This window comes from Streptococcus caballi DSM 19004 (genome assembly GCF_000379985.1).
GTDB lineage: Bacteria > Bacillota > Bacilli > Lactobacillales > Streptococcaceae > Streptococcus > Streptococcus caballi.
This window is the reverse complement of sequence record NZ_KB904089.1, coordinates 1-15,664: the sequence shown is the minus strand read 5'-3', so window position 1 is coordinate 15,664 and position 15,664 is coordinate 1. Positions and strand designations below refer to the sequence as shown.

13 protein-coding genes and 2 pseudogenes are annotated in these 15,664 nt (G+C 35.1%); 3 read left to right on the top strand and 12 right to left on the bottom strand.

The window, feature by feature from the left end:
• A pseudogene (locus A3GS_RS0107680) lies at window positions 1-992 on the top strand (IS3 family transposase); the annotation flags it as partial.
• A 233-nt stretch (window positions 993-1,225) separates the two neighbouring features.
• Here the strand turns inward: A3GS_RS0107680 and A3GS_RS0107675 are convergent.
• The 5 genes from A3GS_RS0107675 to A3GS_RS0107655 form a co-directional block, all read right to left on the bottom strand.
• Entirely contained in the window at window positions 1,226-3,304 is a 2,079-nt protein-coding gene (locus tag A3GS_RS0107675) for an alpha-amylase family glycosyl hydrolase (protein ID WP_018364845.1), read from the bottom strand.
• A 67-nt stretch (window positions 3,305-3,371) separates the two neighbouring features.
• Entirely contained in the window at window positions 3,372-4,199 is an 828-nt protein-coding gene (locus A3GS_RS0107670) for a sugar ABC transporter permease (RefSeq protein ID WP_018364844.1), read from the bottom strand.
• On the bottom strand, window positions 4,196-5,506 hold the full coding sequence (locus tag A3GS_RS0107665) for a carbohydrate ABC transporter permease (RefSeq protein ID WP_018364843.1): 1,311 nt from the start codon (window positions 5,504-5,506) through the stop codon (window positions 4,196-4,198). Before A3GS_RS0107665 ends, A3GS_RS0107670 begins: the two co-directional genes overlap by 4 nt.
• 10 nt (window positions 5,507-5,516) lie before the next feature.
• Window positions 5,517-6,971, bottom strand: a complete 1,455-nt coding sequence (locus A3GS_RS0107660) for a sugar ABC transporter substrate-binding protein (protein WP_018364842.1) — start codon at window positions 6,969-6,971, stop codon at window positions 5,517-5,519.
• A 9-nt stretch (window positions 6,972-6,980) separates the two neighbouring features.
• The gene (locus A3GS_RS0107655; protein ID WP_018364841.1) at window positions 6,981-8,681 is read right to left on the bottom strand and encodes a glycoside hydrolase family 13 protein; all 1,701 of its coding nucleotides are present in this window, start codon (window positions 8,679-8,681) and stop codon (window positions 6,981-6,983) included.
• 62 nt (window positions 8,682-8,743) lie between these two features.
• Here A3GS_RS0107655 and A3GS_RS0107650 point away from each other — a divergent pair, with 62 nt between their 5' ends.
• Window positions 8,744-9,538, top strand: coding sequence for a LacI family DNA-binding transcriptional regulator (locus tag A3GS_RS0107650; RefSeq protein ID WP_026216324.1), 795 nt, complete (start codon window positions 8,744-8,746; stop codon window positions 9,536-9,538).
• A 341-nt stretch (window positions 9,539-9,879) separates the two neighbouring features.
• Here A3GS_RS0107650 and A3GS_RS0107645 read toward each other — a convergent pair whose 3' ends face one another.
• Both A3GS_RS0107645 and A3GS_RS11700 read right to left on the bottom strand, forming a co-directional pair.
• Window positions 9,880-10,656: an InlB B-repeat-containing protein gene (locus A3GS_RS0107645; RefSeq protein WP_018364839.1), complete on the bottom strand. Its 777-nt coding sequence runs from the start codon at window positions 10,654-10,656 to the stop codon at window positions 9,880-9,882.
• A gap of 328 nt (window positions 10,657-10,984) precedes the next feature.
• On the bottom strand, window positions 10,985-11,194 hold the full coding sequence (locus tag A3GS_RS11700; RefSeq protein WP_018364838.1) for a hypothetical protein: 210 nt from the start codon (window positions 11,192-11,194) through the stop codon (window positions 10,985-10,987).
• Between the two features lie 127 nt (window positions 11,195-11,321).
• On the opposite strand from A3GS_RS11700, the pseudogene A3GS_RS11695 reads away from it, so the two are divergent.
• Window positions 11,322-11,802 (top strand): annotated as a pseudogene (locus A3GS_RS11695) (transposase family protein).
• A 96-nt stretch (window positions 11,803-11,898) separates the two neighbouring features.
• Here the strand turns inward: A3GS_RS11695 and A3GS_RS0107625 are convergent.
• From A3GS_RS0107625 to A3GS_RS0107605, 5 genes are all read right to left on the bottom strand, one after another.
• Window positions 11,899-12,822: a hypothetical protein gene (locus tag A3GS_RS0107625; protein WP_018364835.1), complete on the bottom strand. Its 924-nt coding sequence runs from the start codon at window positions 12,820-12,822 to the stop codon at window positions 11,899-11,901.
• Window positions 12,797-13,429 carry a hypothetical protein gene (locus A3GS_RS11685; RefSeq protein ID WP_018364834.1) on the bottom strand — a complete coding sequence of 211 codons (633 nt, stop codon included), beginning with the start codon at window positions 13,427-13,429 and terminating at the stop codon, window positions 12,797-12,799. The genes A3GS_RS0107625 and A3GS_RS11685 overlap by 26 nt, the downstream gene beginning before the upstream one ends.
• A 280-nt stretch (window positions 13,430-13,709) precedes the next feature.
• Entirely contained in the window at window positions 13,710-14,627 is a 918-nt protein-coding gene (locus A3GS_RS0107615) for a hypothetical protein (RefSeq protein WP_018364833.1), read from the bottom strand.
• 6 nt (window positions 14,628-14,633) lie between these two features.
• The gene (locus tag A3GS_RS11680) at window positions 14,634-15,218 is read right to left on the bottom strand and encodes a hypothetical protein (RefSeq protein ID WP_240430902.1); all 585 of its coding nucleotides are present in this window, start codon (window positions 15,216-15,218) and stop codon (window positions 14,634-14,636) included.
• Window positions 15,219-15,238: 20 nt separating this feature from the next.
• A partial coding sequence (locus tag A3GS_RS0107605; RefSeq protein ID WP_018364831.1) for an integrase core domain-containing protein occupies window positions 15,239-15,664 on the bottom strand: 426 nt, incomplete at its 5' end.

Sequence of the window (15,664 nt, the reverse complement as noted above, 5' to 3'; positions counted from 1 at the left end):
TCAACCTTTGATAAGTGGATCAGACAGGCAAGAACGACTGGCTCATTTAAAACTGTCGATAATCTGACAGATGAACAACGTGAGTTGATAGAACTCAGAAAACGCAATAAAGAACTGGAAATGCAATTAGATATCCTAAAGCAAGCGGCGGTGATTATGGCACGAAAAGAGAAGTAATCACCGCTAACAAGGACAAATACAGCATCTCAGCCATGTGTCGCTGGTTGAACCTTCCACGTTCTAGCTATTACTATAAGGCTGTTAAACCAGTATCTGAAGCAGAACTTGGAGAAAAAATCAAATCTATCTTCCTCGAAAGTAAGTCTAGGTACGGAGCCAGGAAGATAAAAAAATGTCTGGAAGCACAAGGAATCAACTTGTCTCGCCGTCGGATTCGTCGCATCATGAAGAGATTGAATTTGGTTTCTGTTTACCAGAAGGCTACCTTCAAACCGCAGTCTAAAGGGAAGAATGAAGCACCCGTTCCAAATCTCTTAGAGAGACAGTTTGACCACCAGAAGCCACTTGAAGCTCTTGTGACGGACTTAACCTATGTCCGTGTTGCCAATCGTTGGGCTTACGTTTGCTTGATTATCGATCTCTTCAACCGTGAAATCATTGGCCTATCCCTTGGTTGGCACAAGACCGCTAACTTGGTCAAAGAAGCCATTCAAAGCATTCCTTATGCTCTGACCAAAGTCAAGCTCTTTCACTCAGATAGAGGCAAGGAATTTGACAATACTTTGATTGATGAGATATTGGAAGCATTTGACATCACCCGCTCACTGAGTCAAGCTGGCTGTCCTTACGACAATGCCGTGGCTGAGAGTACCTATCGTTCCTTTAAGCTTGAGTTTATCAACCAAGAAACCTTCCATTCGCTAGAAGAATTAACTCTTAAAACTAAGGATTATGTCCACTGGTGGAATCATCATCGCCTTCATGGTAGTCTCAATTACCAAACACCCATGACTAGGAGAATCATTGCTTAATAAACACACTTTATAAATTTTGTACAGAAAACTGTTGCCTTTTCATTTATTACTACAATGAATGGGAGGTCAAACAAAAAGTCCTTCTTCACTCTTCATGGTTCGTATGAACATCTCAGCATAGCGATTTATTGCAGATTTGTTCGTGGTATTTCTCACATCCACTACTCTCTCCCAAAACTGACGGAGCTAATACTACAAGCAAACTGAATAACTATATAATACAACCACTATTACTTTTGCCAATTTTGTTCAATAATTTCTGCTGTAGTCCCTGTTGTTAAAGTATGATTTTCTCCACCTTCCCAAACAACTTCTCCAGCTTGATTTTTTTTGATAAACTTATATTCAATTTGGGTATTGGCTGGAACATTTATATCATAAAACCATGATGGATACTGAGCTATTGTTGCTGTTGAATTAAAGAAGACTCCAACCGCTTTATCAGGATTCCAATTCCCAAGTTCACTAACATTACCAACAATATAAACATTTTCACCGTACAACGTTTCAGCATTGTTTACAATAAATCTAGCTGGAATTTGACTTGATGTTAGCACCTCGAAATCTAAGAAAGTATCTTCACTACCATTACTACCAGTTACTGTAACATCGTAATCACCTGCAGAAACAGTTGGGATTTTAACCCTGATTAATGAATCCGACCAGCTTGTAACAGTTGCTACAGTTGTTCCAAATCTAACCTGACCAGTATTATTACCAAATCCACTACCCGTAATTGTAACTTCGTTACCTACAATACCAACTGATGGATCAATATCCCCAATAGTAACAGTATCAGTATCACCATCATACACCCAGACTCCTACTTCGCCCCCATCAAGATCAAACGCATTAACAACTCCGTCATTATTTACAGAAATAGATCCAGACGATAACAGTGAATCAAGTTGATCTTTATAGTTCCCTGAAGGTAAATTTGAATATAAATTATCAATATGATAACTACTACTTCCCTTGTTTACAGCAACTAAAGCTACACTTGAGCCAAATTTCCTTTCAAAAATAAGAACATCTGAGTTAATCCATCTTTCTTCGGTAGATCCATAAGCCAATGCTTGATTATTTTTTCTTATGTTCGTTAATTTGCTAATTACTTGATAAGCAATAGTGTTCTGATTAAACGAACTTATATCAGCTCGATTATCTGGGTCACTTGTTCCTTCATCATATTGCTCACTTCCATAATAAATTGTTGGTACTCCTCGAGAAGTCAATAATAGTGCATAAGCTTGATTAACTGCTGATTGATTATTGTTAACTAACGTTGAAAAACGACTCATATCATGATTATCAATAAATGTTACCTGATCGTTAACTTCTTCATAGTCGCTCTCTGTTGCTTTTAAGACATCGTAAAAATCTTGCATGGTGTACGCACTATTTGAATAAAGATTTCTAATTGCGTTTGCAAATCTAAAATCTAATAGACTCATACCGCTATCATTAGCAAACGATGTCATATCTTCCTCTGCGACAGTACCTCCAGTATACCATTCACCAAAAACAAATAATCCAGTATTTTCATAAACATGACTTAACCAATTTTTTTGCCATCCTAGTGACATATGTTTTACAGCATCAACCCTGATACCATCAATTCCATAATCTATCCAAGTATCTATAGCTTCCTTAAGATAATTATCAACAGTTGGATTCAAGTTATTCAAGTCAGCTAAACCATATAGGCTGTGGTAGATACCGTTTTCATAGGTACTGTAGTCTGTCCAAGACTCATGATTAAAAATATTATTTACATCGTTAGAAAATGATCCTACTAGGTTACCATTTTTATATAACGAGCCATCTTCTGGAAAAGTATATCCAGTATACTCCGCAGTTGATGTATGGTTAGGAGCAAAATCAATTACTACTTTGATATTATTTTGATGAGCAACAGATACTAATTCTTTAAAATCATCTTGTGATCCAAATGCCGAATTAGTATTAAAAAAGTCTCTAGTCCAATATCCATGATAAGAAGCGCTATTACTTGTTGGATCTAATGTTGTGATATTTTCAACAGGAGATGAAATCCAAATTGCAGTTATTCCCAATTCTGTTAAGTAACCATCTTCAATCTTTTCAATGATACCTTTCCAATCTCCACCATGATATTTTCTAAGGTTACTTTGATCAAAAATATCACCACTTGGATTGTTAGTAATATCACCATCATAAAATCTATCTGTAATAATCTGATAAATGACATCTGACGAAAAATCTACCTTATTACTTACAGAATTATAACTTTTCGCAAAAACAGTATTTTGCAGAAAAGACACAGCCATCAAAGTTGTTAATGTTGCTGCTCCTAAACAAAACTTTAAAATTCTTTTTTTTCATATTCTTCTCTCCTTATTTCACTGCTCCTGCTGTCATGCCACTTACCATATTTTTAACAAGTAAAAAATAAAGTATTACAATCGGAACTGCTATAAAGACGCTTCCTGCTGCAAAACGAGCAAATTCAGTTTCATCCAAATTCATTAAGCCAACAGCGACCGTATAAAGATTTTTTTCTTTTAACAATAATTTAGGTAGAATAAAATCACTCCAAGGCCAAGCAAAGTTTGTCAAAGCTGTATAGGTAATAATCGGTCTAGATAGCGGTAAATGAATATGCCAAAAAATTTGAAAGCTTGTCGCACCATCTATCCTTGCCGCTTCATCAATGCTATGAGGTATGGTGTCAAAGAATCCTTTTTGTGTCAAGTACCCCATTGGCGCTGCAGCACTATAAATTAAAATCAATCCCCATAGTCGGTTTATCAAGTTAAATTGAGTCATTAATAAGTAAACTGCAATCATTCCCATGAAAGAAGGAAACATCCCAAGAACCATAGTTGTTTTCATCAATGCTTTCTTCCCTTTGAATTGAAATCTAGATATCGCATAAGCTGTTAAAATGACTAATAGCGTTCCCAAAATACAACTCGCTGTTGCAATAAAAAGGGTGTTCATAAACCACTTAGGATAGTTATATAAATCGGTATCTGTAAACAGGGTTGTAAAACTATCTAAACTATAAGATTTTGGAAAAAATCCTTCAAAGGAGTAGATAGTTCCTGATTTTGAAAAAGAAGCTAATATCAACCATAAACATGGAAACAGAAATATAAAACTCACCAAAAGAAGCGCGAGATAAATTCCTGATGTTTGAAAAATATTTGACCATTTTTTCATGAGAAATTTCCTCCTTCTTTATATGATGATGAACGAACATAAACTGATAGTGAAACAATTGATGTTAAGAGGAAAATAACCAAACTAATGCTAGCTCCAATACTATAATAATTATTATCAATAGAAAGGTTGTATAACCAATTAATCAGCAAATCTGTATCACTCGCTAAAAAGTAATTATCCAAATACAGACCGCCCCTTAAGAAATAAAAAATACCAAAATTATTGAAATTCCCTACAAATTGACCAATAAGAACAGGAGTGGTTGCTGTGATGATGTATGGCAACGTAATTTTTGTGAATTGCGCCCACTTATTCGCCCCGTCAATCTCTGCAGCTTCATAAAGCGATTCATCTCTATTAGATAATAACCCAGTTGCTAAAAGCATAATAGACGGCACCCCAATCCAAGCATTTACTAAAAGCCCAATAACACGCGCTGACCATTTTGCATCAACATCAAGAAAGCCTATGGCTTGGTGTCCCCAACCTTGTATGATTTGGTTGATTGGCCCACCATAAGAGAACATAAATTTAAAAGCTAGTAAACTGATAAAACCTGGTATTGCGTAAGCTAAAATTGGAAAAGCTCTCCAGATTGCATTTCCTTTAACACGCTTATTTGTGAAAAGCAATGCCAATGCTAAACCACCAAAATAATTCAGTCCCGTGGATAAAATTCCCCATACAATATTCCAACTGAGTATTTTGAAAAAAGTTGGGGCAAATTGAGAAAGAGAAATAATTTTGACAAAATTCTTCAGTCCAACCCAACTTACTAATTCAGGGGGGACTATCTTTCCACCGTAATTAGTAAATGCAATTAAAATCATGAAAATAATAGGTAGAACACTAAAAACCATAATTCCCAAAACTGGTACAGACAATACGAAAAACGGAAAATCTCTGTCCATAATAATTGCAATTTCTTCTCGGAAAGTTGGTATTTTCTTACCTTCACGCCTAAGTTGCTCAAGATGTAAGGCATCTCTTACATTGAGGTAGTATAGGTATAAAGCAAGTGCTAATAAAATAAAACTCAAAATCCCCATGAGTAACATGATAACGGAATTATCACCCTCTATACCAAACCAAGTATCAGCTTTTTGAGTACCTAGAGTGAAGAAACCAACCATATCTTGAAAACCTCTTAAGAAAAAATAACTCAAAAATGCTAATTCTATTCCAAAAAATAATATCCCTTTAACTTTTTGTCCATAAAGGAATTGACCAAATCCCATACAAAATATGGATGTCCTAGCTTCAACAGATGTTTCCCTTAAAGCTTTTATTCCTCGCTTAAACATATCTTTTCTCCTATTCTAACGTGTGAATAGCATCGCTAATCTGTTGTGTCACTTTCTCTAGCCCTTGTTTAAGCTCTTCATTTGTTTTATATTTTTTATCAGATTCAGAGCGAAAAACATCCTTTGTGATATCAGCAAAAAAAGTTTGTGTTGGTGTCCAAATTTGTGAAACTGCTGCATTTGATGGCATAAGAACAATATTGTCGTTTTCAAGATTTTCGTATACAGCCTCTGTTACTCCACCAATTTCTTTTACCACATCTTCTCTTGTAGGTACTATACCCAACATCTCATAGCGCTTAACAATATTTTCATAACTAGTAGCAAAATTAATAAAAGCAAGACTTGCATTCGGATAATTCGTATAAGCGCTTATAGCGTAACCATTAACGCCACCCATCGTTTTGGTATCAATCAATTCTGAAGACTCATCCGTTAAATCACCGCTTTCTGGCAATTGTGGCAGACTAACCATTACAAGATTTTCACTAGCCAACTCTTTTGCCTCTTCCTCAGATTTTCCTTCGTTTTCATAAGTTTTTATTAACTCATCTAAAAACGTTGAGTAAACATCAGGAGTTGACATCGTTGCAAAATAGGTTCCATCTGCTAGTTTACTGTACGCACTAGTCGTAATCGTATCGTCAATGCTTTCTTCATTCATAGCAGAAGCCAGTTGTTGAATAATTTTAGCCCCTTTTTCAGCATCACCAGCCGCAAAACCTATATCGTTAGTATCTGTATTATTATCACCGAAGATATAAGCTCCATAAGAAAAGAGAAAACCACTTGAGAAATACGAATCATAAAGTGATTCCATGTAACCATATTGGGAAGCATTCTCAGCATGACGTTCCTGTGAAAATTCTAGTAAACTGGACCAAGTTTCGATCATATCAGGAATATCATTGTTATTATCATCCCAATTTTCCTGCCAATCGCTTGGTAACAAATCCTTCCGATAGTAGAGCATAGGCGTTTGAACATTAACGGGTACACCACAAGTATAAGTCGTACCATCTTTCTCAACTTCAAAGGCTTTCCATGCTGCCGAAGAAGTTGTATCATAAGCATCTAGCTCTTCCACAGGTAATGGGTATATATGCTGATCTTCTGCGTACTGCATGATAACATCATTAGCTTGATATAAAACATCGGGTCCATAACCATAAGGACCATCATTAGCCAAATCAACATATTGGTCTGTATTAGCATCTACTGCCGTTATATTATAATCCGAATAAGCTTCATTAAAAGCCGCAATTAACTCAGAAAAGTAACCTTTAGAAATTGCTGTATTATTTTCAAGAACTTTAATAACAGCTCCTTTTTCTAACTCACCGTTAAAAATACTACTCTCACCAGTAGAATTAGTCTGGTTTGAAGGAAAAGGATGACAAAAATTTGCTAAAATTAAACTTGGAATCACTGTTAGGGAAATAGCACTTAATGTTTTTAGTTTCATTATCTTCTCCTATGTTTCATAAAAGACATAACCATATGGTAATAAAAATCTATTTTCTTGCACTCCTTTGTCCAATAGAATAAACTCCGATAAAACGACCTCCTGTTTTTTAGCTCCTAAATTAACTTGAAAAGTCAAAACATTCTGTTTCCATTTACGTTTGATGATAAGTAAATCATCCTTACTCGAGATAGAAACATCACCATTTTGGATACATTTATTCTTTTTCATAGAAATAATCGCTTTTATATGATTTAAAAATTCCTTATCCCAATTTTTTTCGTCCCAATCAAAAGTTCGACGTGAATCTGGATCATAACCACCTTCAAGACCAATTTCCGTTCCATAATAGAGACAAGGAACACCCGGAAAAGCAAACATTAGAGCGATAGCAGCTAGTAATTTATCTTTTGATTTTCCAACTTGTGTTAAAATACGATGAGTGTCATGAGAATCAAGTAAATTTAGATTCATTTGATTGACTTGACTCTTGTTTCTCATCAAAATTTGGTTTAATCGATGAGACAAATCAAACGCATTGAAGTTATCAAAAGCAAAATAATCTAAACAGGCTTTAGTAAAAGCGTAATTCATAATGCTATCATACTGATCCCCCATTAGGTATGGATAAGCATCATGCCAATTTTCACCAATCAACACACAATCTGATTTCTCAGCTTTGATTGCTTTTCTAAATTGACGCCAAAAATCATGAGAAACTTCATCTGATACATCTAATCGCCAACCATCAATATTTGCTTCTCTAATCCAATATAAGCCGACATTAATCAAAAATTCCTGAACTTTTGGATTAGAAGTATTCCATTTTGGCATATAGTTGCAAGAAGCAAAACATTCATAATTAACGCTTTCAGGATCTGGATAATCGCCATTGATCAAAAACCAATCATAATAAGGAGAATTGACACCTTTGGTCATAACATCTGAAAATTCCTTTGACTCCATACTACAATGGTTAAAAACCGCATCTAAAATAACACGCATACCTTTTTGATGAGCTTTTTCAACCAACTCTTTTAAATCTCCTAAAGAGCCAAAATGTTCATCAATCGAATAGTAATTAATGATGTCGTACTTATGATTTGATGGGGACTTAAAGATTGGCGTTAGGTAGATTGCAGTGATTCCCAAATTAGAGAGATAATCAAGATGATTGATAATACCTCTTAAGTCACCTCCTGCAAAATTTTTAGGAGTTGGTTTCTCTCCCCACTTCATATCAATATAATCCTGATTTTTATCAAAATCTCCTTGCGAAAAACGATCTACAAAAATTTGATAAAAAACACTCTCTTTCATCCAGTCAACAGTTGGAAAAATATCTACCTCATTAATGTATGGCATTTGAAAGAAATTATAAAAACCATTATCAAAATCATATGTTTTTGTTAGACCATCTTCACTGAAATAGTACTGTTGATTATCATTATCCAATTTAAAAATATAAGCCAATCGAGTGTCTTCTAGTTTTAATTTGATTTCAAAATAGACAAAGGTCTTATCTTCAAATTTTAGTGGCATTTCCACTTTACTACGTTCAAAATGATAGTTGTACTTTTTCCCATAAAGAAGATAAACACGTGTCTTCTTATCTTCTTTTGCCATTCTGAGTCTAATGACCAACTCATGATTACTTAATGCAAAACAGTATCGTGAATCTGGAATATGTAACATTCCTGCTTCATTCATTTCATACTCTCCTATGCTAATTATAATTTGACTTTTTAATCATTTTTTTATATAACAAATCTATGAAAAAGATTACTATGAAAGATGTCGCTCGTGAAGCTGGGGTCTCTGTGGCTACCGTATCATACATTATCAATAATCGTGAAGATCAAAAAATTAGCCCTGAAACTCGAAATAAAGTTCTACAAATTATCAATCTTCTCAACTATACACCCAATCAAACAGCAAAATCACTCGTCACTCAAAAGTCATATATTGTCGCTTTATACTATAAAGAGGCAACTTCCTATTTAAAAAAAGCTGAACAACTTCATTTTATTAATAAATTGTCAAATTTTCTTCATGATAAAAACTATCATTTAATGTGTCTGAGTGAGCCACATATCGAAAAGTTTGATTTAGCTGATGTTATACTGACTTTAGATATCAATAAAGATGATTTTTACAGAATTGGTAATGCCAATTTCGCTCCTTTGATTGCGCTTGATAGTTTCGTCAATGACCCACTCTTCTTTCAAATTAATTCTGACCTTCAAAAATTGAAAGAACTAGCAAACACTTACTTCAAAGGACAGAATTTTACTTTTCTGAGTCTACCTATTGAAGATTTTGTGAGAAGAGAACGTTTAAAAGAAGTTTTTCCCTCTCTAGTCTTTATTGAAACAGTAGATGACCTTACCTCAAATAACCATAAAAATATATTAGTTATAGATTCAATTTTAAATAATTTACTTTCATCTTCTGAAACCAAATTGTATATTCCTAATTTTTCTGAAGAAAAATTTGACAAGGTCTTTCAAGCAATTGAATGGGCTTCACAACGTACAGAAATTAGTAATCATAACATTCTTGTATAGAGACTAGGCAAAAAGCCCAGCACCAATTTTCAAGGTTTGTGTCAACATCTCAGCGCAGTGGTTGATTGGGTTTAACAGTCCAGTGGACTGTTAAAGGTTGGAGATAAGGTTTGCGAAGCAAATCTCAGCAATTCGTGTTTTACACTCCAAATTTGACCTCTACGACTGATGCGAACAGAGTTCGCTTCATTTCCAATCTCCAAAGGTTCGGGGAACCTTTGGAACTGTGCGGGGGTGGGAGTAAAATAGTCCAGTGGACTATTTTAGCCCGAACCTAGATGTTTGGAAGTGAGGAGAACTCTTTTTGACTTAGTTGAGTTCTTTCCCGCTCCCATATTTTTTTACTCTTCATAGGTCCATGTGATTGTATCAAAATTATTAATATTGAAGGACTCTTTCTTATCATCAGCATATTCAGAGTTTTCAGTATCATAAGTGTCTTCGGCAGGATGTGTGGTCAAAGTAAATGTGTATGTTCCAGCCTTTGCTACTTTAATATTCGAACGTTTGCTTGACGTTTCTCCTAGACCACCTGAATTTTCAAGATAGGTCACACCATCAATACTAGTAGCTTCTAAATATCCAAAACCTCTTTGGTTTTCCCAACTGCTATTAATGGCAAATTGGAACTCATCTCCTTTTTCTAATGTCAATGTAATAGTGTAAAGATTACTATCATCGCTGTCTTCTTTAGTCAATTTATGTTCATCATTGACAGTAGCTCCCCAATTAGATGCCTTTAAAACATCACTGTTCCCGTTTCCAACAACAATAAATTGACGTGTATCTGCTTCATAAGTTGAGAATCCTGCATAAAGTGATAAATTATTTGTCAATTTACTACTCTCTGTCAATTTTCGTGAATAATCAGGTTTAATAAACCAACCAACAAAATTTTTACCATCTTTTGTTGGAACATACTCTAAAGCATCTGCAGTCGTTTTTACCTCAGCTGTTTTTAAAATAGTTTTACCATCACTATCATAATAAGTTACCTTATTGGATGAAACTTCTGATGTACTCGTTCCAGAAGAACTACTAGTTTGTGAATTTTGACTACAAGCAGTTAAAGTAAAAGAAAGTGCTGCAATTGTTAAAATGTAAAATCCTTTTTTCATGATAATACCTCACAAATATTTTAATAAAGAAAACCTTGCTCAACTTAAACGTTTAAGTTAATTTTATTTTATTGCAATCGTTTCCAATTGTCAAGCTGTTTTCTTTAAAATCAAAAAAATTATATGATGAAATTTTGCGAGACAAGCAAACTGAAAGATCTAAAATGAAGTTAACCACTCAAGGTATCAAAAAAACACCTCAGAGAAAATATGTCCCATGACACATAGCAAACTTCTCCGAGATGTAGCTTTGTTATTTCAAAGCAAAAAACTGTTTATAGTGGGAATATTAAAAATTGAACAATAACGCCCTGACTACAATTAATCGTTACTTAGTGCTTAAAACCAATTTGAATTGTTTCAAGAATTGCGAAACAGAGTTTGGGATATGACTATCTGACGGATAAACCTCCACGTTCTCGACACTTACTTTCTCTCTACCATTTTCATCCTGTTCAATGTAGATATCCTTGTAAATATAGACATCATCTTGTTTAACCAAAATAGGATCTGATATGTAATTCTTCTCTTTCTCCACCTTTATAGCTTTTTTAAAAATTTTCTTTTCTTTGACAGCCTTGACCGATTTGAACGTGACAGTAGCTGATTTCAGTACACAAAAATAATAGACTTGTTCGATAACTCAGAGGTGGTATACTAAAGCTATGGAAACAGCCTACGAAAAAACCTTAAAATTAAACTCAGAAAATTTCAAATTGTTGATAGGTGTTAAAAAAGAGACGTTTCAACTGATGCTTGATTATCTCACTAACGCTTATCAAGAGCAACACCGAAAAGGTGGACGCCCACGCCGTCTAAGTATAGAAGACCAACTGATCATGACCTTGCGCTACTTACGCTATTACCCCACTCAACGCTTGTTGGCATTTGATTTTGGTGTAGGTGTGGCAACTGTCAATGAGACCATTACCTGGGTAGAGGACACCCTTCGTTCTTCAGGTCTCTTTGATTTAGACCACTTGGAAGCACCCAGCGCCACTGTTGCCAATGCGTATTGAAGTTGAGCACTTTAATGCCAAATTTACAACCTTTCAAATCATGGCACAGCCCTATCGTAATCGTAGGAAGCGGTTTGAATTAAGAGCTGAGTTGATTTGTGGCATCATCAACCATGAGATGATGTAGTTACCGAACAAGTCTATTATTTTTTTATCCTGTTCTTTTTGATAATATTGCAGGAAACCATCATCTTCTAGATTTAAACTCTCTTCAAAACTGGCGTTAAATAGTGTCTTCTTTGCGATTATGATTGTAATCTTCCCTTTCTAGTAATTCTGGATGTTTTTTCAAATACCTTTTACCGTACCAGTCCTCAAGGGATTTCCCTTCCCATTCACGGTACTCTTCTGGATATTTCCATTTGTAGTAGGCTTGAAGATAACAAGGTAATTCCAGAAATACAAGCATCGCAATGATAGCTACATTCAGAACGATCCAAGTCAGAAGAAGACCTAAACCTTCCATTGAGGTTGAAAATTTTATAGAAAAACTTTTTAAAATAAAGTTGATAATAACACCCAAACCAAGAATCCCCATTCCATAAACAGCTAGCTTACTGGCTATTTTATCGCTTAAGCTAGGGGAAACATCCGTTCCATACAGAAGAGTTTTGAGGCGTCTAACTCTGCCGGTAAACATGACATAGGATAAGATTAACATCAAGCCAAAGATAGCAACAATTCCCCAAATGGATAATGTTGGTAATGAAACATCAATTGCTAATAAATTAAGCTCTAAACTAAACCAAATTATAAACGTAATAACATGAAAATGATTGCGATAGGGTAGTATGTATCCCTTTCTAAAAATTTTACCAAGTATTATCAGAAATATCCAAAGTAAGAGGCAAATCAAATACACCTCTGTTGTTAATAAAGTAAATCGGGATATGGGAATTGTCAAATCTTTAGGATTGGACTCGTGTAAAGATAACGAAAAAACGAGAATCATAAAATTTATAGCAATCGGTCCAAGGAGAACCAATATGATATTTTGAATATGAAGTCCAACAGTAGGTCTACCTTTCCGATAGGACTTTTCTAACTTAGAAAAAACATCCCTCTTCTGATACTGTAAAAAACCATCATCATCAAGATTTAAACTTTCTTCAAAACTGGCGTTAAATAGTGTCTTCTTTGTGATCATGGGGCTGGTTGTAATCTTCCTTTTCTAGTAATTCTGGATGCTTTTTCAAATACCTTTTACCGTACCATTCTTCAAGTGTTTTCCCTTCCCATTCGCGGTATTCTTCGGGATATTTCAATCGATAAAAACCACGTAACATAAAAGGGAGGATGATATAACTTTCATAAAATGCAAATAGAATATTCACGAAGAACCATAAAGCAATTAACCCCAGAACACCTAACCAGCTACCTACTTCAACCTTAAAATTTAAAAAGGATTTAACGAAAAGCCAGAGCACCGAAAATAGTCCCAGAAAAATCATGAAATAGTTAACTATCTTGCTGATAATAGTATTTACTTTTGAACCTGCTTCCTCAGCACCACCGTACACGAGATTTATAAGATTTTTCCATCTACCTTTAATGATGAGGTAAACAAGATAAAAATCAACAATTAAGAAAGAAATTGTGCCTAGCAGTCCAAGAGTGCTATAAAATCCTGTTAAACAAAATAAATTCCATTCAATTAACAACCATAAAAAGTAAGTTACAAATAAGTGAAATTGTCCTCTATAAATCAATATAAACTGTTGGTAAAACTTTTTACCAATCAAAATGAGAGCCAACCAAATGATGCCTAATGATATAAATACCCAGTTGGGTAAGAAATTGTAGACTGCTGGTTGTATGAGTTTATTTTCGACATGGCCAAATATATAGCCACTTCCTACATATAAAAGCCAATTCGGCCCATATATAAATAAGACAGTTAATATAACAAGCCAGATGTAGGATTTTAAAGTCTCCCTATATTTCTCCTTCTCTTGTGTCTCTTTTAGATTTCTAGTTATAAACCCACTTGAGGCTGTGTCATCTTCTAAATTTAGACTCTCTTCAAAACTGGCGTTAAATAGTGTCTTCTTTGCGATTATGATTGTAATCTTCCCTTTCTAGTAATTCTGGATGCTTTTTCAAATATCTTTTACCGTACCATTCTTCAAGGGATTTTCCTTCCCATTCGCGGTATTCCTCGGGGTACTTCCATTTGTAGTAAGCGTTCAAATAATACGGGAATTCCATGAAAATGAATAATGCAACTAAACCAACGTTTAGAACAAACCAAGTCAATAGCAATCCGAAACCTTTTAGCGAGTCAGAAACTCCACCTATAAAAATTAGAGAAAATTGTTTAATAAATATCAGTAATCCTAAAATTCCCATACCATAAACTGATAATATTTTAGCAAATTTATCTTGCTTCGTAACTTCTATCTTTTCTGCATACAAACGTTCTATTATACTACGATATTTAACTCTAAACATCCAATATCCCAAGAATAAAATTACTATTACAAATGCCAAAATTCCCCATACTGTCAATGTTGGCAACGTAATTTCAATTCCAGCTAAATCAAATTCTAGAACAAGCCAAAGCAAATAAGTTACAGTATGAAAATGGAAACGATACGGAAAGAGGTACTCCCGTTTTATCAATTTCCCAATGAGCACCAGTATTAGCCATATCAAGAGGCAAATAAGGTAAACTTCGACTGTTAATAATTCATGTTTGGATATCGGTAACGTTAGATTTTCAGCGTCATCCCGTAAAACCATAAGAATTGGTATCAACATAAAATTAAGACCAATAGGAAAAAGGAGAGTCAATACTAAACTAGTGAATTTAATTTTTAAAGAAGAATACCCTTTTTTAGGAAGCTTTATTATTTTTTTATCCTGTTCTTTTTGATAATATTGCAGGAAACCATCTTCTTCTAGGTTTAAACTTTCTTCAAAACTGGCTTTAAAAATAGATTTTTTCTTCATAAACTATCACCCAAACCCTAGCGCCTTACCGAATCCACCAATAGCATCAGAGACTGCATCGGTCGCTCCTTTTATAGCTTTACCAGCTTTATTAACAATATTTTTTGTTCCTTTTACCGGATCATCAAAGAAATCGGGTTCTATCCATTTAGTAATTTGGATAGCTCCTCCAACAATTCCCCCTACTACTGCACCTGCAGTTGTTCCAACTACAGGAACAGCACTACCTATTGTAGCTCCAATAGTCGCACCTTCCAGAGGACCTACACTTGATACAGCGCTGAGTGCACCTTTACCGACTGCTTTGCCAATATCTTTCGATTTAGAGTATTCCTCAATACCGCCAGAGATGCCTTCAAAGCCAAGCTCCGCAAAGGTTGCTACCGTCCCGACTTTTCCTAAGAATTTAATGCCTTTTCCTAAAAACTTGGCATCACCTACCAAATTCTTACCGGTTTGGACAGCCTTTTCTAAAGATTTGAAACCAGAGACCTTTTCCAGACCCCATTTGGTTCCCTCTTTAACCGGAGAGGCTAAGAAATCTAGACCTTTATGTGCTTTAGAGTGAAAAGGCAACACTTTTCTGTACAAAATTTATAAAGTGTATTTGATTAAGCGCTCAATTGCCGAGCCATAGGCGTCTGATAATTGAGACTACTGTGGATACGGTGATGATTCCACCAGTGAACGTATTCCTTGGTTTTAAGAGCAAGTTCCTCTAGTGATCGAAAGGCTTCTTGATTGATAAACTCCAGTTTGAAGGAGCGATAGGTACTCTCAGCTACCGCATTGTCATAAGGACAANCCGCTTGACTCAGCGAACGTGTGATGCCAAAGGCTTCTAACATCTCATCAATCAAGGCATTATCAAACTCCTTACCACGATCAGAATGGAAGAGTTTGACCTTGGTCAGAGCGTAGGGAATGCTTTGAATGGCTTCTTTGACCAAGTCAGCAGTCTTGTGCCAACCAAGGGATAGGCCAATGATTTCACGGTTGAAGAGGTCAATGATCAAGCAAACATAAGCCCAGCGATT